The 25,885-nt window shown below is 67.4% G+C and carries 21 protein-coding genes and 1 pseudogene; 10 read left to right on the top strand and 12 right to left on the bottom strand.

The features are described 5' to 3' along the window. The first annotated feature begins 128 nt into the window (after positions 1-128). From NGK62_RS23515 to NGK62_RS23505, 3 genes are all read left to right on the top strand, one after another. A complete protein-coding gene (locus NGK62_RS23515) occupies positions 129-1,478 on the top strand; it encodes a mechanosensitive ion channel family protein (RefSeq protein WP_118934652.1) in 1,350 nt (449 codons plus the stop codon). Positions 1,479-1,568: 90 nt separating this feature from the next. Further along, entirely contained in the window at positions 1,569-3,626 is a 2,058-nt protein-coding gene (locus tag NGK62_RS23510) for an NAD(+) synthase (protein WP_251880607.1), read from the top strand. Positions 3,627-3,752: 126 nt separating this feature from the next. Further along, on the top strand, positions 3,753-4,091 hold the full coding sequence (locus NGK62_RS23505; RefSeq protein ID WP_013393295.1) for a P-II family nitrogen regulator: 339 nt from the start codon (positions 3,753-3,755) through the stop codon (positions 4,089-4,091). A 117-nt stretch (positions 4,092-4,208) separates the two neighbouring features. On the opposite strand, the gene gspF is transcribed toward NGK62_RS23505, so the two are convergent. After that, complete coding sequence (gene gspF / locus NGK62_RS23500) at positions 4,209-5,414, bottom strand: type II secretion system inner membrane protein GspF (protein WP_059374497.1); 1,206 nt, start codon at positions 5,412-5,414, stop codon at positions 4,209-4,211. A 176-nt stretch (positions 5,415-5,590) separates the two neighbouring features. Between gspF and gspD the strand changes: the two are divergent. Both gspD and gspE read left to right on the top strand, forming a co-directional pair. Then, positions 5,591-7,952: pseudogene (gene gspD / locus NGK62_RS23495) on the top strand (type II secretion system secretin GspD). Further along, positions 7,949-9,376: a type II secretion system ATPase GspE gene (gspE, locus tag NGK62_RS23490; protein WP_251880606.1), complete on the top strand. Its 1,428-nt coding sequence runs from the start codon at positions 7,949-7,951 to the stop codon at positions 9,374-9,376. Before gspD ends, gspE begins: the two are co-directional and overlap by 4 nt. Before the next feature lie 3 nt (positions 9,377-9,379). On the opposite strand, the gene NGK62_RS23485 is transcribed toward gspE, so the two are convergent. From NGK62_RS23485 to NGK62_RS23440, 10 genes are all read right to left on the bottom strand, one after another. Continuing rightward, positions 9,380-9,697, bottom strand: coding sequence for a type II toxin-antitoxin system Phd/YefM family antitoxin (locus NGK62_RS23485; protein WP_251880604.1), 318 nt, complete (start codon positions 9,695-9,697; stop codon positions 9,380-9,382). A 70-nt stretch (positions 9,698-9,767) separates the two neighbouring features. Then, complete coding sequence (gene gspN / locus NGK62_RS23480; protein WP_251880601.1) at positions 9,768-10,520, bottom strand: type II secretion system protein N; 753 nt, start codon at positions 10,518-10,520, stop codon at positions 9,768-9,770. 1 nt (position 10,521) lies between these two features. Further along, positions 10,522-11,109: a type II secretion system protein M gene (locus NGK62_RS23475; protein WP_251880599.1), complete on the bottom strand. Its 588-nt coding sequence runs from the start codon at positions 11,107-11,109 to the stop codon at positions 10,522-10,524. After that, entirely contained in the window at positions 11,106-12,098 is a 993-nt protein-coding gene (gene gspL / locus NGK62_RS23470) for a type II secretion system protein GspL (RefSeq protein ID WP_251880597.1), read from the bottom strand. Before gspL ends, NGK62_RS23475 begins: the two co-directional genes overlap by 4 nt. Next, on the bottom strand, positions 12,095-13,039 hold the full coding sequence (gene gspK / locus NGK62_RS23465; RefSeq protein ID WP_251880595.1) for a type II secretion system minor pseudopilin GspK: 945 nt from the start codon (positions 13,037-13,039) through the stop codon (positions 12,095-12,097). The genes gspL and gspK overlap by 4 nt, the downstream gene beginning before the upstream one ends. Next, the gene (locus tag NGK62_RS23460; RefSeq protein WP_251880592.1) at positions 13,036-13,641 is read right to left on the bottom strand and encodes a PulJ/GspJ family protein; all 606 of its coding nucleotides are present in this window, start codon (positions 13,639-13,641) and stop codon (positions 13,036-13,038) included. The genes gspK and NGK62_RS23460 overlap by 4 nt, the downstream gene beginning before the upstream one ends. 2 nt (positions 13,642-13,643) lie before the next feature. Beyond that, complete coding sequence (gene gspI / locus NGK62_RS23455) at positions 13,644-14,045, bottom strand: type II secretion system minor pseudopilin GspI (protein ID WP_059374318.1); 402 nt, start codon at positions 14,043-14,045, stop codon at positions 13,644-13,646. After that, positions 14,032-14,520, bottom strand: a complete 489-nt coding sequence (gene gspH, locus NGK62_RS23450) for a type II secretion system minor pseudopilin GspH (RefSeq protein WP_118935116.1) — start codon at positions 14,518-14,520, stop codon at positions 14,032-14,034. Before gspH ends, gspI begins: the two co-directional genes overlap by 14 nt. Continuing rightward, on the bottom strand, positions 14,492-14,920 hold the full coding sequence (gene gspG / locus NGK62_RS23445) for a type II secretion system major pseudopilin GspG (RefSeq protein ID WP_059374320.1): 429 nt from the start codon (positions 14,918-14,920) through the stop codon (positions 14,492-14,494). Before gspG ends, gspH begins: the two co-directional genes overlap by 29 nt. A gap of 110 nt (positions 14,921-15,030) precedes the next feature. Further along, positions 15,031-15,465 (bottom strand): general secretion pathway protein GspC, encoded by a 435-nt coding sequence (locus NGK62_RS23440; protein ID WP_251880590.1) that lies wholly within the window; start codon positions 15,463-15,465, stop codon positions 15,031-15,033. 197 nt (positions 15,466-15,662) lie between these two features. On the opposite strand from NGK62_RS23440, the gene NGK62_RS23435 reads away from it, so the two are divergent. After that, positions 15,663-17,606: a PhoX family protein gene (locus NGK62_RS23435; RefSeq protein WP_251880588.1), complete on the top strand. Its 1,944-nt coding sequence runs from the start codon at positions 15,663-15,665 to the stop codon at positions 17,604-17,606. Here the strand turns inward: NGK62_RS23435 and NGK62_RS23430 are convergent. Next, positions 17,603-17,803: a hypothetical protein gene (locus tag NGK62_RS23430; RefSeq protein ID WP_251880586.1), complete on the bottom strand. Its 201-nt coding sequence runs from the start codon at positions 17,801-17,803 to the stop codon at positions 17,603-17,605. The genes NGK62_RS23435 and NGK62_RS23430 overlap by 4 nt on opposite strands. Here NGK62_RS23430 and NGK62_RS23425 point away from each other — a divergent pair. From NGK62_RS23425 to NGK62_RS23410, 4 genes are all read left to right on the top strand, one after another. Further along, positions 17,802-19,808: an alkaline phosphatase family protein gene (locus NGK62_RS23425; RefSeq protein WP_251880584.1), complete on the top strand. Its 2,007-nt coding sequence runs from the start codon at positions 17,802-17,804 to the stop codon at positions 19,806-19,808. The genes NGK62_RS23430 and NGK62_RS23425 overlap by 2 nt on opposite strands. Before the next feature lie 18 nt (positions 19,809-19,826). Further along, on the top strand, positions 19,827-20,009 hold the full coding sequence (locus NGK62_RS23420) for a hypothetical protein (protein WP_059374323.1): 183 nt from the start codon (positions 19,827-19,829) through the stop codon (positions 20,007-20,009). A 35-nt stretch (positions 20,010-20,044) separates the two neighbouring features. After that, positions 20,045-22,216, top strand: coding sequence for a phosphocholine-specific phospholipase C (locus tag NGK62_RS23415; RefSeq protein ID WP_251880582.1), 2,172 nt, complete (start codon positions 20,045-20,047; stop codon positions 22,214-22,216). 237 nt (positions 22,217-22,453) lie between these two features. Further along, positions 22,454-25,867 (top strand): O-linked N-acetylglucosamine transferase family protein, encoded by a 3,414-nt coding sequence (locus NGK62_RS23410; protein WP_251880580.1) that lies wholly within the window; start codon positions 22,454-22,456, stop codon positions 25,865-25,867. The last annotated feature ends 18 nt before the right edge of the window (positions 25,868-25,885 follow it).

Genomic DNA, 25,885 nt, shown 5'->3' with positions numbered 1-25,885 from the left:
GAATTATAGGGCCTGGCGCGCAAGGCCGGCGGCGCCGGCCGCAGGTTCCGCGGGGGCGAACCCTCGAGCCTGGCCTTTGTCGGATAATCCTGGATTAGTTTCAAGACCTTAGAGCAGGAAGAGAGTCTATGCCCCTGGAATGGGAAGAACTGGTCACCCAATTGGATACCCATCTGCCGCGCGAAGCCTGGGCGCAGACCTTGATCGGGATCGGCGCGCTGATCCTGGCCGCGTTGTTCGTGCAGTGGGTGGTGGCGCGGGTCGTGTTGCTGCTGGCGCACCGCGTGCTGGTGCTGAGCGGCCGCGGCGACTGGGACAAGGCCCTGCAACGCCGCCGCGCCTACCAGAACCTCTGGTATGCGGTGCCGTTCGCGGTGGTGTCGCTGGGTATAGACCTGGTGCCGCATGTCGAGCGGGCGGTGACCATCGTCGGGCGGCTGGCGCATGCCGGCGCCTGGATCTGCGTGTTCATGGCGTTTTCCGGGGTGCTGAGCGCCTGGCAGGATACCTATTCCGCCACCACCCGGGCGCAGACCCGCTCCATCAAGGGCTATATCCAGATCGGCAAGCTGATCCTGATGGCGGTATGCACCGTTTTGGTGCTTTCCATCCTGATCGACCGCTCGCCGCTCTGGATGATTTCCGGCCTGGGCGCGCTGTCCGCCGTGCTGCTGCTGGTGTTCAAGGACACGCTGCTGTCGCTGGTGGCCAGCACCCAGCTGACCAGCAACGACATGCTGCGCATCGGCGACTGGATCGAAATGCCGCAGTCCAACGCCGACGGCTTCGTCAAGGACATCGCGCTGCACACGGTCAAGGTGCAGAACTGGGACAACACCGTCACCACGGTGCCCACCTACAAGCTGTTCTCGGAGAGCTACCGCAACTACCGCCACATGTTCGAATCGGGCGGACGGCGCATCAAGCGCACCGTCCGCATCGACTCGGCCAGCGTGCGCTTCCTGACCGACGACGAGGCGCAGCGGCTGATGCGTTTTCGCCTCTTGCACGACTACCTGCAGGCCAAGACCCACGATATCGCCCAGGCCAACCAGACCATGGGCGAACTGGCCAGCGTGCCGGCCAACCGCCGCCGCCTGACCAATATCGGCACCTTGCGCGCCTATGCGCTGGCCTACCTGAAGCAGAATCCCGAGGTCCGCCAGGACATGGCGATGATGGTGCGCATGATGGAGCCCACCTCCGAGGGCATCCCGGTCGAGGTCTATTGCTTTACCGCCGTCACCGCCTGGGTCGAGTACGAGCGCATCCAGGGCGACATCTTCGACCATCTGCTGGCCATCCTGCCCGAACTGGGCCTGCGCCTGTACCAGCAGCCGTCCGGCGCCGACATCGGCGCGATGGGCGTCCACCTGCGCGAAGGCGCCTTGCAGGCTGCGCTGGCCGGTGAAGGCGGCCGTCCGGGCCTGGCCGCGCCGTCGGAACGCGGACTGACCGACGAGAAGATGCCGCGCTAGCGGACAGCGGGCGCGGCAAGGCGCCGGGGCGGGGCCGGCGGGTGGCCCCGTGAGATAATCCAGGCGTTGAAATCCCAGGCGATAGACCCGATGTCGAACCCGTTCTTCAACCTGTATTCCCACGGCTTTGCCCGGGTGGCCGTCGGCGTGCCCGAATGCAAGGTCGCGGACCCCGCGTTCAATGCCGCCCAGACCATCGCGCTGGCGCAGCAGGCCGCCCAGGGCGGCGCGGTGCTGGCGGCGTTTCCCGAGCTGGGCCTGTCCGCCTATACCTGCGACGACCTGTTCCACCAGAAGGTCTTGCTGGACGAATGCGAGGCCGCGCTGGCCCAGGTGGTGGCGGCAACCGCGGAAATGGACATCGCCGTCGTGGTCGGCGCGCCGCTGCGCGTGGCCCACCAGCTGTTCAATTGCGCCGTGGTCGCCGCCGGCGGCCGCGTGCTGGGCGTGGTGCCCAAGAGCTACCTGCCCAACTACGGCGAATTCTACGAAGCGCGCCAGTTCAGCGCCGGGGATTGCGCAGCCGTGTCCGAGATCAGCCTGCTGGGGCAGACCGTGCCGTTCGGCTCCGAGCTGGTCTTCCAGATGGAAAAGCTGCCGCTGTTCCAGTTCCACGTCGAAATCTGCGAAGACGTCTGGGTGCCGATCCCGCCGTCTTCCTACGCCGCGCTGGCGGGCGCCACCGTGTTGGTGAACCTGTCGGCCTCCAATATCGTGGTCGGCAAGTCCGAATATCGCCACCAACTGGTGGCGCAGCAGTCGGCGCGCTGCCTGTCGGCCTACATGTACACCTCCGCCGGGCGGGGCGAGTCCTCCACCGACATGGCCTGGGACGGCCAGGCGCTGATCTACGAAAACGGCGAACTGCTGGGCGAATCCGAACGTTTCCTCGGTCATTCCCATCTGCTGTTCGCGGACGTGGACCTCGAACGCCTGTCGCGCGAACGCATGCGCCAGACCACCTTCGGCCAGTCCGTGCGCCGCCATCAGGACGAAGTCCGCAAATTCCGCAGTGTGGCGGTGCCCGTGAATCCGCCGCTGGAAGACGCCGAGCTGCCGCTGGAGCGGCGCGTGGCGCGCTTTCCCTATGTGCCGGCCGACCCGCAGCGCCGCGATGCCCGCTGCAAGGAGGTCTACAGCATCCAGGTGCAGGCCCTGGTCCAGCGCCTGTCGGCCAGCCGCATGTCCAAGGTCGTCATCGGCATTTCCGGCGGGCTGGATTCCACCCATGCGCTGCTGGTCTGCGCCAAGGCCATGGACGCGCTGGACCTGCCGCGCGCCAATATCCTGGCCGTCACCATGCCGGGCTTTGCCACCAGCTCGCGCACGCTGCAGCAGGCGCGCAAGCTGATGGAGGTGGTGGGGTGCACGGCTTCCGAGATCGACATCCGGCCCAGCTGCCTGCAGATGCTCAAGGACCTGGGCCATCCTTATGCCGACGGCAAGCCGGTCTATGACATCACCTTCGAGAACGTGCAGGCCGGCGAACGCACCAACCACCTGTTCCGCATCGCGAATTTCAACAACGCCATCGTCATCGGCACAGGCGACCTGAGCGAGCTGGCCCTGGGCTGGTGCACCTACGGCGTGGGCGACCACATGTCGCACTACAGCGTCAACGCCAGCGTACCCAAGACGCTCATCACCCACCTGGTGCGCTGGGTCGCCGAATCCGGCCGCCTGGGCGAGGAGGGGGCGCAGGTGCTGCTGGACGTGCTGGGCACCGACGTCAGTCCCGAACTGGTGCCGGGCGGAGCCGACGACAAGCCGGTGCAAAAGAGCGAAGACTCCATCGGCCCCTACGAACTGCAGGACTTCAACCTGTACTACACGCTGCGCTACGGCTTTGCGCCGACCAAGGTGGCGTTTCTGGCGCTGGCGGCCTGGCGCGACCGCGAGGCCGGCGCCTGGCCCGAGGGCGGCCACGTGGCCCGCAACCAGTACGATCTGACGGCCATCAAGCGCAACCTTAAGATTTTCCTGGACCGTTTCTTCCGCCTCAGCCAGTTCAAGCGCACCTGCGTGCCCAACGCGCCCAAGGTCGGCTCCGGCGGTTCGCTGTCGCCGCGCGGCGACTGGCGCGCGCCCAGCGACTCCGAGTCGGCGGTGTGGATGCGCGACGCCGAACGCATTCCCGACGAGGCCTGACCGGGATTTCCCGCCCAAGGGGGACCCGGCGTCCGGGTCCCCGCGGGTGGTATTCTCTTATCCGATGCGCCCTGCAGCCATACCTAGCCAGGGCGCCGCAACAGATCAAAACCCAGGACGACCAACGTGAAACAAGTCACCGCCATCATCAAACCCTTCAAGCTCGACGAAGTCCGCGAAGCGCTGGCCGAAGTCGGCGTCAGCGGCCTGACCGTTACCGAAGTCAAGGGTTTTGGCCGCCAGAAAGGCCATACCGAGCTTTACCGCGGCGCCGAGTACGTGGTGGACTTCCTGCCCAAGATCCGCGTGGAAGTGGTGCTGCCCGACAGCCAGGTCGAAGCCGCCATCGAGGCTGTGGTCAAGGCTGCCCGCACCGGCAAGATCGGCGACGGCAAGATCTTTGTCACTCCGGTCGAACAGGCCATCCGCATCCGCACGGGCGAGAGCGACGAAGAGGCGCTATAAGTTCCACGGGACTTGCGGCTGGCCGGATCCGCCGGCGGCCGCGAGACCGCGGCAGGATGTTGCGGGCTTGGCGCGGCGAGGATCCTGCCGCACCAAGCCCGCAACGCATTTTCCGGCCTAGCGGATGAGCTGGTTCATCTCCAGGATCGGGCTCATCACCGCCAGCACGATCAGCAGCACGAATCCCCCCATCAGCAATATCAGCGCCGGTTCCAGCAGCGCCGTCATGGCCATGGCGCGCCGCTCCAGATCGCGCGACAGGTTCTGCGCGCCGCGGTCCAGCAGTTCAGGCAGGCGGCCGGTCTTCTCGCCGCTGGCGATCAGATGCACCAGCAGCGAAGGAAACACCTTTTGCGCGCCCAAGGATGCCGATAGCGACGCGCCTTCGCGCACGCGCGCCGAGGCTTCGTCCACGGCCTGGCGCAGCACATCGTTGCCCAGGGTGCGGCGCGCCGCCTCCAGGGCCGTCAGCAACGCCACGCCGCTGCCCGAGAGGATCGCCAGCGTGGACGCGAAGCGCGCGGCATTCACGCCCAGTACGAAGCGCCCGGCCAAGGGCAGCTTCAGCACGCGCGCATGCCAGGCGCGCCGCGCGGCGGGCGCGCGCAACGCGTAGCGCCACAGCGCAACTGCGGCCGCCAGCGCCGCGCCGGTCGCGACGCCCCATTCGCGCACGTAGTCCGACAGCGCCAGCATGATGCGCGTCAGGAGCGGCAGCTCCTGCTTGGCCTGGCTGAACGCCGACACCACCTGCGGCACCACATAGCCCAGCAGGAAGATCACGATGATCACCGACACGCAGGCCACCACCGCCGGATAGATGAACGCGGTCAGCACCTTGCTGCGCAAGGCGTTGCGCTCCTCGATGTAGTCCGCCAGCTTCTCCATCACTTGCGCGAGATCGCCCGATTCTTCGCCGGCGCCGATCAGCGCGCGGTAGATCTCCGGGAAGTCGCGCGGCCGCGCGGCCAGGGCGGTCGACAGCTTGTGGCCCGCGCGCACATCGTCGCGCACGCCGCCCAGCGTAGCGGCGATGTGTTTTTTCTCGGCCTGCTCCAGCGTGGCGCTCAGGGCCGCGTCCAGCGGCAGGCTCGCGGCCAGCAGGCTGGCGAGCTGGCGGGTGAGCCAGGCCAGATCCGCATCCGACAGGCGCGTGCGCAGCGATGCGCCGAAGCCTTCGGCGCGCGCCGCGAGGGACGTGGACAGCGGCAGCAGGCCGCGGCCGCGCAGCTGGTTGCGGGCGCCGCGTTCGCTGTCGGCGTCGATCGTGCCGCGCACGATCTTCCCCAACGCGTCGGTGGCTTCGTAACGGAAGGAAGGCATCTGGAAAGCATGGCCAGCGCGCATGAAAAAAACGCGCAAAGCCCCGAATTTAAAGGGTTTCAAGGCCGCTACGATGCCTGCGAATTATGACCGTAGTGTTGCACTGTCACCCCGTATACTCCGACGCGCTTTCACGTTTTTTCACACGATTTCACGTTTCAGGCACCTATCCCGTCATGCGTCATATTGCGCAATTCAGCCTTGCGGTACTGCTCGCCGCAAGCCAGCTCGGACCCGCGGCCAGCACAGTCCATGCTCAACAGACCGACAATCGCGTCAGTCTGAATTTCGTCGACACCGACATCCCCGCCGTGCTGCGCGCGCTGTCGCTGTTCACGCAGCGCAACTTCCTGGTGGATCCGCGCGTCAAGGGCAAGCTGACGCTGGTGTCGGACCGTCCCGTGGACAGCGCGCAGGCGTTGTCGATGCTGACGGGCGCGCTGCGCATGCAGGGCTTTGCCATCGTCGATGTGGACGGCGTGACGCGCGTGGTGCCCGAGGCCGACGGCAAGCTGCAAGGCAGCGTGGTGGCGGGCAGCGCACGTCCCGCGCAAGCCGTGGGCGGCGCGCCTGCCGGCGGCGCGGGCCGTGGTCCCGTGCCGGTGTCCGCGTTCGCCAAGGGCAGCAGTGGCGAAATGCTGACCCGCGTGTTCCCCCTGAAGTACGAGAACGCCGCCAACCTGGTGCCGGTGCTGCGCCCCATGGTGCCGCCCAATAACCCGATCAACGCCTATCCCGGCAACAACACGCTGGTGGTGACGGACTACGCCGATAACCTGGAACGGATCGCGCAGGTCATTGCGCGCATCGACGTGCCCAGCTCGATCGACACGGACGTGGTGCCGGTGCGTTCGGCCGTCGCCACCGACCTCGCCATCCTGGCCTCGCAACTGCTGGATACGCAAAGCAGCGATCCGACGCAGCGCATCGCCGTGGTGGCCGATCCGCGCAGCAACAGCGTGCTGGTGCGTTCCGGCAGCCCGGCGCGCACCCGGCTGGCGCGCGATCTCATCATGAAGCTGGACGCGCAGCAGAACCGCGCCGGCAATCTGCACGTGGTCTACATGCGCAACGCGCAGGCCACGCGCATCGCCGAGGTGCTGGGCGGGCTATTGACCGGGCAGGCGAATTCCGCGCCTGGCGCCACGGGTGGCGCCAGCGGCGGCGCAGGGCGGAGCGCGCACGCAGAACGCCGCGCCAGGCATGGCTGCCCAGGCGGCGGGCATGGCCGGCATGTCGGGTTCGAACAAAGGCGGATTGTCGGGCGAGCAGGAACGCATCTCGCGCGAAGACAACAGCACGCAGGCCGTGTCGTATTCGGCCGGCGGCGCCACCATCCAGGCCGACCCGGCCACCAACTCGCTCATCATCTCCGCGCCCGAGCCGCTGTACCGCAGCCTGCGTGAAGTCATCGACCAGCTCGACCAGCGTCGCGCGCAGGTGCTGGTGGAAAGCCTGATCGTGGAAGTCAGCGAGGCCAAGGCGGCGGAGTTCGGCATCCAGTGGATGACGGGCGCCGGCAACATCAACAGCGACGGCACCAGCTTCATCGGCGGCACCAACCTGGGCGGCAGCGGCATCACCGGCAAGGGGCCGACCACCATCGACGGCATCGGCAGCGGCCTGAGCCTGGGGGTGGTCAAGGGCACGGTCGACGTGCTGGGCAACAAGGTGATCAACCTGGGCGTGCTGGCGCGCGCCATGGAGAACACCGGCGAAGCCAACATCCTGTCCACGCCCAACCTGCTGACCCTGGACAACCAATCGGCCAGCATCCTGGTGGGCAAGACCGTGCCGTTCGTGACCGGGCAGTACGTGACGTCGGGCAGCAACGGCAGCACCAATCCGTTCCAGACCATCGAACGCGAGGACGTGGGCCTGAAGCTGAACATCCGGCCGCAGATTTCCGAGGGCGGCGCGGTAAAGCTGGACATCTACCAGGAAGTCAGCAGCATCGACGAAAGCCGCTCCAACTCCACCACTGGCATCGTGACCAACAAGCGCGCCATCGACACCAGCGTGCTGATCGACGACGGCCAGATCATCGTGCTGGGCGGCCTGTTGGAAGACAACGTCACGCTCTCCACCAACAGCGTGCCGCTCCTGGGATCCTTGCCCGTGATCGGCTCGTTGTTCCGCTACGATTCGCGCAAGCGCACCAAGACCAACCTGATGGTGTTCCTGCGTCCCTACGTGGTGCGCGACGCCAATCGCACGGCGGGCGTCACCATGGACCGCTACGACTACATGCGCCGCGCGCAGGCGGCGGTGCAGCCAGGCCAGCACTGGGCGCTGCCCGACATGCAGGCGCCGATGCTGCCGGCGCCGGGCTCCGCGCCTTCGGTGTCGAACAACGCCTATGACCTGCGCCCGGAACATCAGGCCGAAACGTTGCGCCGGCCGGCGCCGGTCACGGCCCAGTCCTTCGCGGTGCGCCAGTATCCCGGCACGGAGTCTGCGCGCGACGCTTCGGACGCCATCCGCGTGTCGCGCACGCTGATGCACAGCGTGGCCGTGGACCCCGATACGCTGCTATGAGCGCGCATCCCTTGCCTTATGCCTGGGCCCGGGCGCAGCGCGCGATGTTGTCGCTGCGCGGCGGCCAGGCCCGCCTGACCGTCAGCCCGCGCACGCCGGAATGGGCGGTGCGCGAGATCCGCCGCTGCCACGGCGACATCGAACTGGCGCAGGTCGACGACCAGGCGCTGGAAACCCTGCTGACCGCGGCCTACAGCCACTCGGAAGACGCGGCTTCGGTCATGGGCGTGGCCGAGAACGAGATCGACCTGGACCGCCTGATGCAGGACATGCCCGAGGTGGCTGACCTGCTGGAGGCCCAGGACGACGCGCCCGTGATCCGCATGATCAACGCGCTGTTCGCCCAGGCGGCGCGCGACGGCGCCAGCGACATCCACATCGAACCCTTCGAGACCCACTCGGTGGTGCGCTACCGGGTCGACGGCACCCTGCGCGACGTGGTGTCGCCGCGCAAGGCGCTGCATGCCGCGCTGATCTCGCGCATCAAGATCATGGCGCACCTGGACATCGCCGAAAAGCGCTTGCCGCAGGACGGCCGTATTGCGCTGCGCGTGGGCGGACGGCCCATCGACGTGCGCGTGTCCACCTTGCCCACCGGACACGGCGAACGCGCGGTGCTGCGCCTGCTGGACAAGGAAGCGGGGCGCCTGCAGCTGGAAAAGCTGGGCATGGATGCGGGCGTGCTGGGCCAGCTGGACCGGTTGATCCGCCAGCCGCACGGCATCGTGCTGGTGACCGGACCCACCGGCAGCGGCAAGACCACCACGCTGTACGCGGCGCTCAGCCGCCTGGACGCCTCTACGAGCAACATCCTCACGGTCGAGGACCCGATCGAGTACGACCTGGCCGGCATCAGCCAGACGCAGGTCAACGCCAAGATCGACATGAGCTTCGCGCTGGCCCTGCGCGCGATCCTGCGGCAGGACCCCGACGTCATCATGATCGGCGAAATCCGCGACCTGGAGACCGCGCAGATCGCGGTGCAGGCCTCGCTCACCGGCCACCTGGTGCTGGCCACGCTGCACACCAACGACTCGGTGTCCGCCGTGACCCGGCTCACGGACATGGGGGTCGAACCCTTCCTGCTGGCGTCGTCGCTATTGGGCGTACTGGCCCAACGCCTGGTGCGCAAGCTGTGCCCGGCGTGCAAGCAGCCCGCCATGCAGGACGGCGCTCGCGTGTTCCGTCCCGTGGGCTGCGACGCCTGCAACCATACCGGCTACAGCGGGCGTTCCGGCATCCACGAACTCTTCACGGTGGACGACGAGGCGCGCCGGCTGATCCACGAAGGACGCGACGAACGCGAACTGCGGCGCGCGGCGGCCGCGTCAGGCATGCGCACCATGCGCGAGGACGGACAGCGCTGGGTCGACAGCGGGCAGACTTCGCCCGAGGAAATCCTGCGGGTGACGCGGGATGCCTAGTGTCTATACCCGCCAGCGGTCTGGAAAGTCGAAGGAAAGCTGGCGGTGCTTGAGGGCCGACACCGCGCTTAGCGCGTCCTTGAGCTTGCCGGCCGCAACATCGGACAAGCTCCGGCTAGCATCGTCGATCAACAGCAGGTGGATGCGTTCCTGTTCCAGTCGCTGGTAGTGGTCCAGCCGCTCGGCGTCGATCAGCGCGACGTAGCTTTCACCTTTCTTGGTGATGATCTTCTCACCTCCGGACTTGACCTGATCAGCGAACTGGGACAAATTGGCTCGAGCTTGGGACAACGGAATCACATTGGCGGACGAGATGCTCATGACAGGCTCCGTGGGCTAATTACTTGTACCTAACAACGCATAGTCTAGTGCCGAGCTTGCCTTCTCTGGTTCATGTCCCGAAGGTCGTAACATCCCCCGAACGCCGCCCCAGCGCCGACAACAGTCCATCCAGCGCCGCCCGGTCCGCTTCACGCGCGGCGTCGGCGTAGGTCGCCTGGCCCCGGAACTTCAGGCCGCCGCGCCCGCCTGCGCTGCCCTGGCCGGTGACCTCGAGCAGGCCGCTTTCCGTGCTCAGGGCCAGCGTGGCGCCTGACTTGCCGCCTTGCACCCGCAGCAGATACGAGCCCACGGGCGCCACCGGCGTCAGCGCGGTGCTGGCGTTGCGCCAGCGCAGTTCGGCCACCGGGCCTGCGGGCAGGGCCGCGCCCAGCCGCAGCGGCTGCCAGCGGATTTCCAGCGTGCCCTGCGGGGCGATGGTGTTCCACGGCGCGCCCAGCGCGGACAGGATGGAGGCGGGCGCGCGCAGCGACTGGGCCGGCACCGACACGCCGTTCCAGGCGGGCGTCGCGCGCAAGGGACCTTGCAGCCAGGGGTGGGAGATATCCAGCGCGAGCGCGTCCCAGCGCCATTGCCACTGCACCGGTTGCGGCAACATGCGGCGCGCGCCGGGAGGTCCCAGCGCGATCCAGGCGCTGCCGCGCCACAAGGTGCCGCTGGCGTCGGCCAGCGTGACCGGCGCCTTGTCCGGCAGCACGGCCAGCAGCCAGCGCGCGGGCAGTACGGTGATGGCGGCTGCGGCGGCACAGACGGTGCCGGCCAGGAGCAGCGCGGCGGAACGTTTGGAAAGTCGGACGCCAGACATCTCAGCCACGCTCCGACGCTTGCGGCGCGATCAGGCTCACCTTGCCATTGACCAGGCCGGGCAGCGGCCGCCCGTTGACATTGGCGGCACGGGTGAGCTGCACCTCCTTGACGGCCAGGCCCCAGTCGCGCGCCGCACCGTCCAGCCAGCGTAGCAAGGCCGAAGAGGGCGCCTGCTTCAGCGTCAGCAGCATGCCCGATCCCTGCTCGGGCTCGCCCAGCGTCCATAGCTCCGCGGCGAGTCCGGCGCGTTCCAGCGAGGCGCCCAGCTCCGCGGCGCTGGGCATGGCGCCGGCGGGCGCGGCCGACTTGTGCCGCAATGCCGTGGCTTGCGCGGTCAGGTCGGCGACCGTGGCGGCCTGGCCGCGCAGCGCGGGTAATTCCGCCTGCAGCTTGCGCAGCGTGTTCAAGGGCGGTTCGATCAGGGTGACGAAGACCAGCGCGCCGCCCAGCAGCAGGCCGGCCGCGGTCACCAGCCGGCGCTCGCGCGGCGCCAGCGCCCGATAGCGTTGCCCGGCGCGCGTCAGCGCGGGCGTGAGGGTCTTGGCCAGCGACTGCCTGGCCGCATGCAGGGCTTGCGGGAGTTTCATGGTTGTGCGCGCACGATGCGCCAGGTGTTGTCGTTATCGCCGCGTTCGAGCTTCAGGCCCAGGGCGGCGGCTTGCTGGATCAGCGCGGGGGTTTCCGCGACGCGTTGCGACTGCTCGCCGACGTCGGCCAGCTGCAGCGTCAGCGCCTGTTCGGCGTAGCCCAGGCGGGCCACCTTGTCGGCGGCGAAGGGCAGGGCCTGGGCCGCGGCGCGCGCCAGGGGCAGGAAGTCGGCGGCATTGGCCGCGCCGCGGTTCGCTTGCAGCGCGTCCAGGCCTTGCTGCGCCTGGCGCGGCGGGTCCAGGATCACCGGCAGGTCGGGGAACGCGGCCAGGACCTGCGCGTGCATGCCATTGCGCAACGCGTCGGCTTCGGCTTGCAGCTGCGAGGCGTACAGATTCAGCCCGCCTATCCAGACGACTGCCGCGGCCGCGGCCCAGCGCCAGGCGGGGCGCCAGGCCGAAACGCGGGCCGGCGCCAGCTGGGGCATGGCCAGCGACCACGAAGGCGAGGGCGCCAGCCAGCGGGGATCGGCAGGGTCGCGCAATGGTTCCGTGGTCTCGGCGCTCAGCGCTTGCGGCGCGATGAGCGCCTGCGTGCGCAAGCCCTGCGCATTCAGCAGGCTCCAGCCGCGGCGCACGGGTTCGCGCGCGGCCCAGGCCAGCGGCACCGTGCCGTCGGCCGAGCGCGGGCCGTGGCCGATGGCCAGCGCGTCCAGGTCGCTGAGCACCAGCGGCTCCAGCGCGCTGTGCACCGCGGCCGCAAAGCGGGCGCGCGCCACCGCGGGGATCTGTACGCTGGCGGCGATCACGTCGGCAGGATGCAGCACGGCTTCGCAGGCGGCGTGGGGGTAGGCGTGTCCCAGGGCTTCAAGTGTGAGCTCGCCCTGGCGGGCGCAGCGTCCGCGCCGGTCGAACCAGGCATAGGGCAGGAGAGAGCCGGAGCCGAACTCGTCCAGCGGGGGCAGCGCGATGCGCAGGATGTTCTTCAAGGAATTTCTCTGGTCCATAAGGTGTCGGGGGCGGCGGGCGGCGAGCTGCGCAGCAGCGCCTGCATGGAGATGCGCGCCCGCTCATAGGCCACGGTGCCGCTGGCCAGGAACCAGCCGCTGGTGGTGGCGACGGCCGGCGCAGGCGTCTTCACGCCCGCGCCGGCCAGGCGGTTGGCGAAATCGCCGGAATTGTTGAACCAGTTGCCGCGGTCGCGTTCGCCCGCCATGGAACGGGCCTGGCTGAGCGACAGGCCGGGCACCAGCGCTGCAAGCACCTCCGCGGGCGCGGTGTTGACGTTGACGCTGGTGGCGACGGGCAGCACTGTCATCGTGCGGCGCAGCTCGTTGCGCGCCGACGGCTCCAGCGCCAGCAGGGCCGCCACTTCGTCCACGCCGCGCGGCAAAGGGGCGCGGGCGTCGGGCGCGGGCCGTCCCTGCGGCGCCGAAGCCGCATCCGCCGGCGGCGCCACGGGCTGCGCGGCCGACATAATGTCCACCATGCGCGCGGCCAGGGTGTCGGGCAGCTGCAGCGTGTTCAGCAGCCGGCGCAGCACCAGTTCCTGCTCGGGCTGCGGCACGCCATTGTTCGCCAGGTTATAGAGGTTGTACTTGCCTTGCTCGTCCTGCACGCGGCCGGAGAACACCGCAACGCGTTCGTCGCCGGGCCGTTCGATGCGCGTGTCCAGCACCGGGGTGGCCCATATCTGGTCGCCGCGGGTGATCGGTTCGCGCTTGCTGTGGTCGCGCACGATCAGGCGGGCCCAGTCTATGCCGCCGGCCAGCATGGCGCGCGCCTGCACCCGCGCCATCTCGTTTTCCACGCGCCGCGTGCTGGCGGTCTGGCGCTGGAACAGTCCGGTGGTCAGGGCGGCGACGATGGCGACGATGATGAGCGCGCTGATGACCGCCGCGCCGCGTTCTGCGTTGCGCGGACGGCTCATGGCAGCTCCAGCACGCGGGTGTAGCGCTCGGGGGATCCCGGCGCGCCGCGTTCCAGCGCGATCTCCAGGCCGCTCGGGGCCGCGGCCTGACCGCCTTCGCCATTCACCCAACCGGTCCCCGGCACCCAGGCGCGCAGCGTCAAGGCCCGCGTGCCGGGCAGCAGGAGGATGCCGTTGTCCGTCGCGGGCAGCGGACTGCGCGCCGCCGACGGTCCGCTGGCGCGCCACAGGCCGTCCTTGCGCACCTGCCATTGCACGCGCTGCCACAGGCCGTTGTCGTCCGGGTCGGGGCGCAGGATCTCGAACACGGGACCGCCGCCTGCGCGGCGCAGCAGGCGCAGGCCGCTGGTGTAAGCCTGCACATCCAGGCCCGCCGGCTCGAAGCCGGGACCGGTGTACGACAGTTCCACATCGCGCGCCATCTGGCCCAGCGTGCGGACGATGGCATCGATGTCCTCGGCCTGCGCCTCGATCCGCTCGCGCGCGCCGGATACGCTGGCCAGGCCGCGCCAGGCCATCAGGCTGACCAGCGCCATCAGGGCCAGGGCCACCAGCACTTCGATCAGCGTGAAGCCCGCTTGGGATCGGGGAGGGCGGCGCATGGCTATCGCAGGCTGGACAAGAGGCCGTCCAGCTGCAGCAGCACGGCGTCCGCCTGCGAGGCGCCAGCGTCGCGTACCTTGATCGACACCTGGCGGAAGCTGCGGTTCATCGAATTCGTAAACTCCATTTCGCACTGCAAAGCCCGGCCGCCCTGCGGACAGGGCGCGCTGCGCGTGCCCGCGCGCGGCAGCGCCTGTTCCAGCCGCAACTGGGCCAGCGCGTTCTGCGCGGCCAGCAGCGCCAGCGTCTTGTCCTGCAGGGCGCGGTTGTTCTCCGCCATGACGCCGGTCGCGCGCAGGGCGGCGCCCATGGCGACGGCGATGATGGCCAGGGCCACCAGCACTTCGATCAGCGTGAACCCGCGTTGCCGATCGGGCGGGCGGGGCGGTTCATTGAATTTCATAGCGGCCCGCGGCGTCGCGCCGCAAGGTGACGCGGGCATCGCCCGCGCTCAGCGTCAGCGTGACGGGCGCGGCGACCCATTCCGTGTTGAACACCAGCGGCCGGTCCGGATCGAGCCGCAGCGCCACCGGCGCCGTCGACCAGGATTGCGGGCGCAGCACCTCGTCGCGTTCCAGCCGGTCCGGCGGCAGCGGCCTGTCTTCCTCGGCGTTCGGGCCCGGCAGCCGCCCCTGGCGTTCGAACGACCAGCCCTGTCCATTGGCGAGCCAACGGATGGGACGGCCGTCGCTGCGGGCCTCGCTCTGGGCCACGGTGAAGGCGTCGGCCAGGCGCTGAGCGTCGCCGCGCAGACGGTTGTCGCCGCGGCCGACGGACAGGCTCACCATGCTGGCCGCGATCGCCACGATCACCAGGACCACCAGGACTTCGACCAGCGTGAAGCCGCGCTCAGAGTTCCCAGGAGCCGATGTCGGCATCGCCGCTTTCTCCACCGGGCTTGTTGTCGGCGCCGAACGAGAACACGTCGATATCGCCTTTGACGCCAGGGCTCAGGTATTGATAGGGATGGCCCCAGGGATCGTTGGGCAGCTTGTCCAGGTAGCCGCGCCAGTTGTTCGCGCCCTCGGGTTTCTGCACCAGCGCGCGCAAGCCCTGCGCGGTGCTGGGGTAGCGGCCATTGTCCAGGCGGTACAGCTTCAGCGCCTGCATGATGCCGGCGATGTCCTGACGCGCGGCGACCTGGCGGGCCTGGTCGGGGCGGTCCAGCACGCGGGGGACGATCAACGCCGCAAGTATCCCCATGATCACAATCACCACCATGATCTCGATGAGGGTGAAACCTTGCTGGCGGGCAAGCCCGCGCGGTAACTGACGCACTTGATGACTCCGGTCTTTCAGTAGGAGCGGAGGATTGTGGACATGAAATATGACAGCAATACTCACGCCGCCGCCAAATGCGCAAAGAGCCGGCCCGCGCGCGGCGCGGCCTACTCTTCGCGCGATATGCCGGCGGGCGCGGGCAGGGCGGCCGGCGCTGGCAGGCGGCTTGAGCGTCCGGCCTGTTCCACCGTCACCGCGTCCGCGGCGACTGCGCGCAGCACGATGCCGGGGGCCACTTCGCCGCCCGCGCGCCAGGCCAGCGGCGGGCCGCCGTCGACGCTGAGCACGGCGGCGCCGTCGGCGCCCGCGGCGATCACGCCCAGCACGGTGATCTGCGTGCGCATGGCTTCGTCCTTGCCGAACCACAGCGCCACGGGCGTGTTGTCGGCGGCGCGCGGCGCTCCCGCCGATACCGCCGCAGGCAAGGCGCCGGCCTTGGGCGCAAGCAGGATCGACGCCCATACGCCCAGGCCCGCGGCCAGGGCCAGCACGGCAAGAACGCGGAACGCGGCGGGCAGGTTCGGGCGCAGGGAGAAGGGCATGGAACAGGCGGGCAGGGCGGGTTGCGACGGGCCGACTATAGCGTCGCTACATGACAGGCTTGCGATGACCCGCGGTATCTGCCATCGCTCCTGTTGCGCGGGGCCTTCTGTCATCGTTCGTACATGCCCCATGTCTAGCATGCGCTGAAGTCCGGATGCCGCATCCGGGCAGACCTCCTTTCCAACAGGGAACCCGCATGCAAGACCTGAACCAAGCCAATCGCCGCCGACTCCTCAAAATGCTGGGAGGCGCGCCGATGCTGCCGCTGGGCGGCGTCAGCCTGGCCGCGCTGCTGGCCGGCTGTAATTCCAGCGATGACGATGACGACAGCACGCCGCCCGTCGCGCCGGTCACCTTCAAGTCCGCCTCCTTCAGGTCCATGGCCGCGCCCTCGCTGTCCCAGCCTGAACTGATGGCGCGTACCACCGTCGCCTCGGCGCTGGAGCTGACGTTCAGCGACGGCTCCAAGCGCAGCGTCGAGCTGGGCTACGAGCCTTTCTTCATGACGGGCGACGCCGTGCCGGACGGCAAGGGCGGCACCGTGGTCGCCGGCGGCTACTACAACCTGGCCGGCGCGCCCATCGTCGACAATTCGGTGCCCGCGAAGGCGCGGCAGTTCTTCTCGAACTGTCCGGACGGCATGTCGCTGCTGTCCTTGTCGGAACCGACCAAGGTGGCGGGCGTGGCCGGCAACGCGCTGTACGCGGTGGTGCAGTTCGAGTACCAGTCCATGGACCAGGCCGGCAAGGACATGTACGGCCTGCTGCCGTCGCAGATCGCGGTGCTGACGCTGTCGCAGGACCCCAACACCGGCAAGCTCAGCCTGGTGAAGTACCACACCGTGGACACGTCGTCGGTGCATGGCCTGTGGATCACCTGTGGCGCGAGCCTCTCGCCCTGGAACACCCATCTGTCCAGCGAAGAGTACGAGCCCGACGCCACCACGGCCAAGGCGTCGTCCTCGTTCCAGGCCTACAGCCAGAATCTCTACGGCGATCCGGCCAAGGCCAATCCCTACCACTACGGCCACATGCCCGAGGTCACCGTCAACCCGGACGGCACCGGCACTATCAAGAAGCACTATTGCATGGGCCGCATTTCGCACGAGCTGGTGCAGGTCATGCCGGACCAGCGCACCGCGCTGATGGGCGACGACGCCACCAACGGCGGCCTGTTCATGTTCGTGGCCGACCGCAAGGCCGATCTGTCGGCCGGCACGCTGTATGTCGCCAAGTGGAACCAGACCTCGGGCACCGGTCCCGGCGCCGGCACGCTGACCTGGATCAAGCTGGGCCACGCGACCAGCGCGGAAGTGCAGGCGCTGGCCGACCAGCTGAGCGCCGCCGACATCATGGACGTGCGCACCGCCGACCCGCTGGATGCCGCCTTCACCAAGATCCGCTATTCCGGCAAGGACAACTGGGTCAAGCTGCAGCCGGGGCGCAACGTGGCCGCGGCCTTTCTGGAAACCCACCGCTACGCCGCCATGGTGGGCGGCACGCTGGCCTTCTCCAAGATGGAGGGCACCACCGTCAACGCCAAGGACAAGATCGCCTACAGCGCGATGTCGCGCGTGGACAGCTCGATGACCGACGGCCTGTCGCCCGGCTTCAAGGTCGAAGGCCCGGCGGCGGGCGCGGTCTACCAGCTGCACATGAAGGAAGGCCAGGTCGACACCGACGGGAAGGCTATCGACAGCGCCTGGGTGCCGGTGGACATGGCCGCGGTGCCGGAACTGGTGGGCGAAGTGCTGGCCGCGCGCGATGCGCTGGGCAATACCCACGCCGCCGACAAGATCTCCAACCCCGACAACCTCAAGTTCTCGGAGAAGCTGCGCACGCTCTTCGTGGGCGAGGACAGCGGCGGCCACGTCAACAACTTCCTGTGGGCCTACAACGTCGACACCAGGCAGTTGTCGCGCCTGCTGTCCTGCCCGGTGGCCGCGGAATCCACCGGCCTGCAGGCCGTGGACGAGATCAACGGCTGGACCTACATCACCAGCAACTTCCAGCACGCGGCCGATTGGGGCAGCGTGCACTCGGTGGTGCGGCCCACGCTGGAACCCCTGGTCAAGGCCAACTACAAGGACGGCTTTGGCGCGTCGGTGGGTTATCTGACCGGCGTCAAGATCGGCGCCTAGGCTTGCGGCAGGCGCCAGCCTGCCTCCGGCTGTGCCGCGGCTTCCTTCGGGAAGCCGTTTTTTTTTGCGGATCGCGCGCAAAAGAATCCTGATCCGTCGATCAAGGTTTCTCTTCTTTGCTTCACGGGGCTTTCACCTTGGCTGGCCATCATGTAGCCCTGCATAAAACCCTGTTCATGACTAGAGAAGAGAAGCATGCAAGCATTGAATTGGAGAAGATGGTGCGCGGCCCTGCTGGCGACCAGCGCCCTGGCGGGCTGCGGAGGCAGCGACGATGACGACGACACCGAAGCGCCGCCGACCCAGCCGCCGGTGACCCAGCCGGACCCCACGCCCGCCGACAAGGTGCTGTTCATCGGCGTCGACGGCCTGACCTACGACGCGATGCGCCGCGGCGTGGCCGACAAGTTCCTGCCCAACATCGCGCAGTTCAATGCCACGCGCGCCTGGACCGGCGGCGTGACGGACGCGCCCACGCAGCAGCCGACGCTGCTGGCGCCGGGCTGGGCGACGTTGCTGACCGGGCAATGGGCCGACCAGCATGGCGTGCGCTACAGCGTGCAGGGCGAAACGCTGCAATCGCCGACCCTGTTCCAGCGCGTCAAGCAGGCGCGTCCCGAAGCGCGCAGCGCCGCCGCCTTCAATTCGACGGTGCTGGCCGGGTTGATCGCCGGTCAACGCGACGCGGGCTATCTGCAGTCGCTGACCGACTGTGCAGGCGCGGACGATTGCGTCGCCGCCCAGGCGCGCGACCGCATTACCGAAGGCTATGACGTGGTGGTGGCGCAGTTCGGCGCGCCGGAACGCGTGGCCTCGGAGAACGGCTTCGGCTCGGCCTATGACAGCGCGATCCGCCAGGCCGATGCCGCCATCGGCGCGCTGGCCAAGCAGATCGCCGACCGCAAGGCGGAGCATCCGGGCGAGAAGTGGCTGGTGATCGTGGCTTCCAGCCACGGCCTGGGCAAGACCGGCGCCAGCGACGGCCGTCCCATGTCCTCGAACAAGACCATCCTGTTGGCCGCCAACCAGCCTGCGCTGCTGGGCGGCAGCGCCGACGATGCATCGTTTGACGGCCTGTGGGACAACAACTGGTACGCGCTGCCCAGCGCGGCCGATGTGACGCCGACGGTGCTGGACCATCTGAAGGCGCTGCCGGCCGCCGCCAAGTACGACATGGCGGGCACGTCGCTTGCCGGCAAGCTGGCGTTGCGCCACACCGCGGCCCGCACCTCCACCGACAACAAGAGCGTGACGCTGAGCTGGGTGCGCGTGGGCGAACCCGCCGGCGACATCGTGGTCAGCCGCGACGGCGTGGAGATCGCGCGCGTGCCCGGCACGGCCGCCGAGTACGTCGACAAGGGTTTCAAGTTCGAGACCGAGGGCGTGCACACCTTGAACTACAGCGTGGCGGTCGGCAACGCGGTCAGCGCGGCGCGCACTACCGTGGCCTACACCAAGCCGCTGCCGCTGCTGGCTTCGCTGCGCACCGGCCTGACGATGCTGTTCCCGTTCGAAGGCAACATGACCGACCTCGCCGCCGGCGGCGGAGCCATCACGCCGTTCGACGGCACGCAGGCGCCGGCCTACGCGGATGCAGGCGTGTTCGGCAAGATGTTCAAGAACGACCGCAGCGCGGCGGCCCTGGGCGGCTTCAAGCTGGACTATCCGGCCGGCATGCTGGACGCGGCCCAGGCTTTCACCATCGGCTTCTGGTATCAGTCCGATGGCACCGCCAATGACCGTTCCATCCTGGGCAACAAGGACTACAACTCCGGCGGCAACCCCGGTATCACCATCGCGCAGTGGGCCGGTCCGGTGCTGTATTTCAACCTGGCTGGCGGCGGCTCGCGGGTAGACATCAACAACGTCAAGTTCACCCCGAACAAGCCGGTCTACGTCGCGATGACCGTGAACAAGACGGCCAAGACCCTGACGGCGTCCGTCTACGACAGCGAACTGGGCTTCTCCCAGCGCACCATCGGCACGGGCTCGGTCGACCTGACCAAGATCGCCGGCGTCTACGGTCCGCACCTGGGCCTGAATGAAGACGGACGCGGCACCTATGGCGTCTGCTGCGCCGGCACCAAGGGTCCCTACACGATGTACTTCGACGACCTGGCGTACTGGTCGCGCGCGCTCACCGAAGCTGAAGTGAAGTCGCTCGCCCTTTCCGGCAAGTCCGTTTCCGAACTGTTTCCCTGATGTATCGAGGATAAAAAAATGAGCATGTCCATGATCTTGCGCGGTTTCCTGCGCCTGGGCGCGGTGCTGATGCTGAGCGCCACGCTGGCTGCCTGCGGCGGCGATGACGGCGACAGCGACGGCGGCAAAGACCCCGGCACGGGCCAACCCGAGACGCCGAAGCCCGAGCCCGTCAAACCCGAATTGCGTTGCGCGCCTTGAGCCGCGCGTCCACCCGATCCATAGGAATAGAATCCGTGACGTTCGATAAAGACCAGGTCCACGCCGGCAAGCGCCGTTTCTTGCGCAACGCGGCCGCCTCGACCGCAGGCTTGACCGCGCTGTCGATGTTCCCGCCGGCGATCCGCCGCGCGCTGGCCATCCCCGCCAACAACCGCACCGGCACCATCAACGACGTCGAGCACGTGGTCATCCTGATGCAGGAAAACCGCTCCTTCGACATGTACTTCGGCACGTTCAAGGGCGTGCGCGGCTTCGGCGACCGCATCACCATCCCGCTGCCTGAAAAGCGCTCGGTCTGGGAGCAGAGCAACGGCACGCGCGTTGTCATGCCGTATCACCTGGACAGCACGCAGGGCAACGCCCAGCGCGTGGCCGGCACGCCGCACGACTACATGGACGCGCAGATGGCCTGGGACGGCGGCCGCATGGACCACTGGCCGCGCTACAAGCAGAACCAGTCCATGGGCTACTACAAGAAGAAGGAGGTGGAGTTCCAGTTCGCGCTGGCCGAAGCCTTCACGCTGTGCGATGCCTACCATTGCTCGACCCACGGCGGCACCAACACCAACCGCCTGTTCCTCTGGACCGGCACCAACGACCCGCTGTCCCTGGGCAACGGTCCTTCGACCCGCAACCAGTGGGACAGCCTGGGCGCCTCGTCCACCGGCTGGACCTGGAAGACCTATCCCGAACGCCTGCAGGAAGCGGGCGTCACCTGGAAGGTTTACCAAAACCTGCCGGAGAACTTCGGCGACAACTCGCTGGCCGGCTTCAAGCAGTACCGCCGCGCCAACGAGCTGGCCGGCAACAGCGCCAACGGCGCGCCGTACCCGGCCTGGACCCCGTCCATGGACGCCGCCAACCCGCTCTACAAGGGCACGGCCAACACCATGCCCGACGGCGGCTTCCTGAAGGCGCTGCGCGAGGACGCCCTCAACGGCACGCTGCCGCAGGTGTCGTGGATCGTGGCGCCCGCCACGTATTCCGAGCACCCCGGTCCGTCCAGCCCGATCCAGGGCGCCTGGTACATCCAGGAAGCGCTGGACGCGCTGACGGCCAATCCCGAGGTCTGGAGCAAGACCGTGCTGCTCATCAACTTCGACGAGAACGACGGCTATTTCGACCACGTGCCGCCGCCCGCCGCGCCCTCGCTGAATCCGGACGGCTCGATGGCCGGCGCCTCCACCGTCAACACCGACCTGGAGCGCCACACCCATGCCTCGGCCCAGGATGCCGCCGACGACCGCGTCTATGGCCCCGGCCCGCGCGTCCCCATGTACGTGGTGTCGCCCTGGAGCCGTGGCGGCTGGGTCAATTCCCAGGCCTTCGACCACACCTCGGTGCTGCGCTTCCTGGAAGCCCGCTTCGGCGTGGCCGAGGACAACATCAGCCCCTGGCGCCGCGCGGTGCTGGGCGACCTGACCTCGGCCTTCAACTTCGCCACGCCCAATAACGAAAAGCTGCCCGACCTGAATCTGCTGACCCGCGCGGGTTCCGACAGTGAGCGCAGCGCGCAGGAAGCGCTGCAGGCCGTGCCGCTGCCCGACCCCAGCACCCAGGCCAAGCCGGTGCAGGAGCAGGGCGTGCGCTATTCCCGCGCCTTGCCCTACGAACTGCACACCAGCGGCCGCGCCCAGCCCGACACGGGCGCCATGCGCCTGGTGTTCTCCAATACGGGCAAGCAGGCGGCGGTGTTCCATGTCTATGACCGCCTGCACCTGGACCGCCTGCCGCGCCGCTACACGGTGGAGCCGGACAAGCAGCTCGAAGGCAGCTGGGACGCGGCGGCCGACGGCGGCAAGTACGACCTCTGGGTGCTGGGCCCCAACGGCTACCACCGTCATTTCGCGGGCGACCTGGCCTTGGCCCGCACGTCGGCGCTGGCGGCGGAAATCCGGGTCTGCTATGAAATCGCCAAGGGCGACGTCTACGTCAGCTTCATCAACGGCGGCCAGAATCCCTGCACCTTCGAAGTCGCGCCCAATGCCTATTACGCCAACCACGAGCGCTGGAAGTTCACCGTGCCCGCGGGCGGCCAGGTCGAACAGCACTGGGCGCTGGAAGGCAGCCAGGGCTGGTACGACTTCACCGTGCGCCTGGCCGAGGATCCGGCCTATCTGCGCCGCTACGCCGGCCGCGTGGAAACCGGTCGTTCGTCGGTGACGGATCCGGCGATGGGGCTGTAAGCCGTCTTCACGGCCATTGAGAGGTTTGCCGCCAGCGGCTCAGACCAACCAGGCCCGGTGCTTATACAGGCATCGGGCCTGGCGCGCTACGGCGTCGTCGGGTGAAGGCGCAAATCATTCGTCGCCGTTCGATTGCACGCCGTACACCCATCTTAGGCCGCTTTTCCAGGCTTTCTGCGCTAGGTCCGCTCTGTATCATCGTGCGCATTCCCGTATTCCCACAATCACGCACGAATCATGTCCACGACACCTATTGCCACCTTGCCCAGCCTGGATCGACTGCGCGCAGCCGCCTATCTGTATGGCATCGATGCCCCGGCAATAGATCAGGCGCGCGTGCTGTGCATCGGCATGGGACCCGAGCCGGCGTTGGCGCCGCTCGCCCTGGCGTACCCGCGGGCGCAATTCCTGGTCGTGAGCATCGGCGGGTCTGAACACGCCACGGCTCAGGCCACGCCGGACAACCTGCAGTATCTGTCCACCAGCCTGGACCAGATCGACGGGAACCTGGGCCGGTTCGACTACATCCTCGTCCCGGGCCTGTACGGCTACCTTCCGGCCGAAGCGGCCACCTACCTGCTGCAGACCTGCGAAAGCCTGCTCTCGCCCTCCGGCCTGGCCTGCATCGGCTATCCGGTCTATCCCGGCGCCAAGACATTCGAGATCGTCCGCGACGCGATCCTGCTGCATCTGCACAACATCTCCGCAGACACGTCGCCCGAGTCGCTGCGTGATCAGGCCTTGGCCGCCTTGAGCCTGTTCGAAGATGGCCTGGCCAACGCCAATCCGCTGGCGCCGGCGCTGCGCGAAGCCGCTGGCGTCATGAAAGCCGACATCCAGCGAGGCCATCTGGACGTCATCCTCAATAGCCCCACTGTCGCGGGCAGCTATTTCGTGGAATTCGCGCAACGCGCCCTGCAGGCTGGCCTGGCCTGCGTGGGCGATGCCCGTCCTCAGCTGGATGTGGCGCGGCATTGGGGCGATGGCGTGCGGGCCACCAACAGCTTGCTGGGTCTCGGTCAGGCCGAGGCCACCCGCTTGCAGTACCTGGATTTCGCCAGCGGGCGCGCCCAGCGCCACGCATTGCTGGCGCGCGCGGATCGTGGCACCGGCATCCGGACTCAACCCGACCTGGAACGCCTGGCCGACCTGCGCTGGGCGGGTTACGCCGAACCTAGTGATTGGCGGCCGGCGCAGGCGGGCCAGATTTACCGGAATGAGCAGGGACGCTTCTGGACGATTGCCGGCGCCAATGACGCCCGGCTGTTGGACACGTTGGCCGCCCATTGGCCGCGTAGTCTGTCGGTTGAGCAGTGGTCGAATGCTGCCGGGCTTTCCCGCGATGAAGTCCAATCCTTCCTGCGCCTGCTGTTCGCCGAGGACATGCTGCATTACTGCCTGGGCGCCGGTCCTTGCGACGGGCTGGAAGACGGCCACCTGTATTTGGCGCCTTCGCTGACGCAACCGCGCCCGTCCCCAGCCGGCGACCAGGCTGAGGGCAGTGGCGGTCCGACGCAGGCCGTGGTGCAGTGGAACTTCTGGGGCGTCGCGGTCGATCCCGAATTGACGGGCCCTGAACGAGAGTTCGTGGCCTACCAGACTGTCCGGAACGACGCAGACGCATTCCTTGCCCAGACCCTCGATAGGGTTCAGCAGAGCGCCCACGACTTGTCTGATTTAGCAAGTGCCCAAGAAGTGGTGCACATCGGCGTCCTGTCCAAACTCTGGAAATTCGGGCTGTTAACCGGTTCGAAGACTGCATGGCTGGACTTGCTTGGGCGGAATCTCGATAGACACCACGGGAAGTCCGCGTGCTGGTCGCTCTATGTCCAGGCAGCCCTGGTCGATAACACGCCGGTGGTTTCTTCCGGACTTGGCACGCCGCAGGAACAGGCGCGGCTGGATCATCTGCAAAGACTCCTGGATGAATTGGCCTACGGCCAGGTGGAACCGCTGGCCCGCCGTGAGATTGAAAGACAGCCTGCTCGCATGGAAGGCTGGACGGCGCTGGTGCGCAGCCTCTCGGGGCTGGGACGGCACGACGAAGCGCTTGGTGTCCTCAGCCAGATGCGCGACCGCTTTCGGGCTGATCCAGCCTATGCCGAGCAACTCGCTATTGCGTTGTCGCAGGCTGGGCATAACGAGGAAGCCATCCGCGTGGGCCGCCTTGCAATGTATGGCCGGCCCGGATCGGGACAGCTGATCAATGCGGTCGCGCTGGCTTGCCTGCACTCGGCCCGTATTGCGGCGGCGGAGCAGTATCTGACCTATGGAATGGCCGCCGATCCGGCATTTCGTACCATGGGGGTCAATTTGGTTTCCGTCTATACACGCCAGGGCAAGATCCGCGAGGGCATCGCCCTTTGCCGCGAGCTACTGAGTCGTGCCGACGCGGTTGGCGATTACCGGGCAGCGATTTATCACAATCTCCTGTTCTTTGCGAACTACGATCCCGACCGCAGCGCCGACCAGATTTTCCAGGACTTCCAGGCATTCGAAAACGAATTGTGCCGACCGCATTACGCGAACTGGAAAGCGCACAGAAATTCGCGCAACCTGAAAAGAAAGCTTAAGGTCGGCTACGTATCCGCGGATTTCAAGGAGCACGCCGTGTCCCGTTTCCTGGAGCCGGTCTTCGCGCGTCACGACAAATCGGCTTTCGAGATCTATGCCTACGCCAACATGGCGGTTGAAGATTCTGCTACCACGCGCTATCGCCAGCGCGCTGATCATTGGGTGCCTCTGTATGGTATGACGGACGACGAGGCCGCCCGGCGCGTACGAGACGACGGCATTGATATTCTGGTGGATTTGTCTGGGCATACGGGTGGCCACAGATTAGGGGTTTTTGCGCGCAAGCCCGCCCCTGTTTCGCTTGCGTGGCTTGGCTGTGGCTACACCACGGGCGTATCGGCCATCGATTATTTCTTGGGCAACGAAGTGTTGTGCCCTACAGGGTCGGAGCACCTGTTCGCCGAAAAGCCGTGGCGGCTCGAGGGCAGTTGGGGCGTTTACCAGCCGCACTGGGCCGATGTTCCCAAACCGGGTTCGCTGCCGGCATTGGAAGAAGGTTTTATTACTTTTGTTAGCCTGTCGCGCGTTGTCCGTATTAATGATCGGGTGATCCGCACTTGGGCTCGCATCCTGGCAGGCGTTCCACGTTCGAGATTGGTCCTCAACAGCTTTGATTTTGCCGACGCTGAAACCTGTGCCTCATTGCAAGCAAAGTTCGCCGAACAGGGAATCGCTGCACATCGGCTAATGATGGGTTACACCAGCCCTCCTTGGCATTCCTTGCGCCACGCCGACATCGGTCTCGATTGCTTTCCACATAATTCGGGTACTACCTTGCTTGACATGCTCTGTGTCGGGATTCCGTTCATTACGCTGATGGACCGACCGAGTGTTGGGCGCTTAGGTTCATCTCCGCTGCACAGCCTGGGACATACGGAATGGATCGCGGATGATGAGGCGGACTACGTGGAAAAGGCTGTTGCCCTGGCGTCCGACGTGGAAGCGTTGGCGGCGATCCGGAAGGCCCTGCCGGATCGCTTCATGCGCAGTGATTTCATGGATCAGGAGGCATTCATAACGAAGCTTGAAGCCGCCTATCGCGAAATGTTCTCCAGCTGGGCGGTGGGACGGGGCTGACTGCACCGGGATGGCAGT

Source organism: Achromobacter sp. Marseille-Q4954 (assembly GCF_943737025.1).
In the GTDB taxonomy this organism is placed as follows: Bacteria; Pseudomonadota; Gammaproteobacteria; order Burkholderiales; family Burkholderiaceae_B; genus Achromobacter; species Achromobacter bronchisepticus_A.
The sequence above is the reverse complement of the archived record's forward strand: the minus strand, read 5'-3'. Positions and strand labels throughout refer to the sequence as shown.

Excerpts from the sequence above, each read along its gene's own strand:
- NGK62_RS23515 (WP_118934652.1), top strand. The coding sequence starts at position 129 with ATGCCCCTGGAATGGGAAGAACTGGTCACCCAATTGGATACCCATCTG.
- NGK62_RS23510 (WP_251880607.1), top strand. The coding sequence starts at position 1,569 with ATGTCGAACCCGTTCTTCAACCTGTATTCCCACGGCTTTGCCCGGGTG.
- gspF (WP_059374497.1), bottom strand. The coding sequence starts at position 5,414 with ATGCCTTCCTTCCGTTACGAAGCCACCGACGCGTTGGGGAAGATCGTG.
- gspE (WP_251880606.1), top strand. The coding sequence starts at position 7,949 with ATGAGCGCGCATCCCTTGCCTTATGCCTGGGCCCGGGCGCAGCGCGCG.
- NGK62_RS23485 (WP_251880604.1), bottom strand. The coding sequence starts at position 9,697 with ATGAGCATCTCGTCCGCCAATGTGATTCCGTTGTCCCAAGCTCGAGCC.
- gspN (WP_251880601.1), bottom strand. The coding sequence starts at position 10,520 with ATGTCTGGCGTCCGACTTTCCAAACGTTCCGCCGCGCTGCTCCTGGCC.
- NGK62_RS23475 (WP_251880599.1), bottom strand. The coding sequence starts at position 11,109 with ATGAAACTCCCGCAAGCCCTGCATGCGGCCAGGCAGTCGCTGGCCAAG.
- gspK (WP_251880595.1), bottom strand. The coding sequence starts at position 13,039 with ATGAGCCGTCCGCGCAACGCAGAACGCGGCGCGGCGGTCATCAGCGCG.
- NGK62_RS23460 (WP_251880592.1), bottom strand. The coding sequence starts at position 13,641 with ATGCGCCGCCCTCCCCGATCCCAAGCGGGCTTCACGCTGATCGAAGTG.
- gspI (WP_059374318.1), bottom strand. The coding sequence starts at position 14,045 with ATGAAATTCAATGAACCGCCCCGCCCGCCCGATCGGCAACGCGGGTTC.
- gspH (WP_118935116.1), bottom strand. The coding sequence starts at position 14,520 with ATGCCGACATCGGCTCCTGGGAACTCTGAGCGCGGCTTCACGCTGGTC.
- NGK62_RS23440 (WP_251880590.1), bottom strand. The coding sequence starts at position 15,465 with ATGCCCTTCTCCCTGCGCCCGAACCTGCCCGCCGCGTTCCGCGTTCTT.
- NGK62_RS23435 (WP_251880588.1), top strand. The coding sequence starts at position 15,663 with ATGCAAGACCTGAACCAAGCCAATCGCCGCCGACTCCTCAAAATGCTG.
- NGK62_RS23425 (WP_251880584.1), top strand. The coding sequence starts at position 17,802 with ATGCAAGCATTGAATTGGAGAAGATGGTGCGCGGCCCTGCTGGCGACC.
- NGK62_RS23430 (WP_251880586.1), bottom strand. The coding sequence starts at position 17,803 with ATGCTTCTCTTCTCTAGTCATGAACAGGGTTTTATGCAGGGCTACATG.
- NGK62_RS23420 (WP_059374323.1), top strand. The coding sequence starts at position 19,827 with ATGAGCATGTCCATGATCTTGCGCGGTTTCCTGCGCCTGGGCGCGGTG.
- NGK62_RS23410 (WP_251880580.1), top strand. The coding sequence starts at position 22,454 with ATGTCCACGACACCTATTGCCACCTTGCCCAGCCTGGATCGACTGCGC.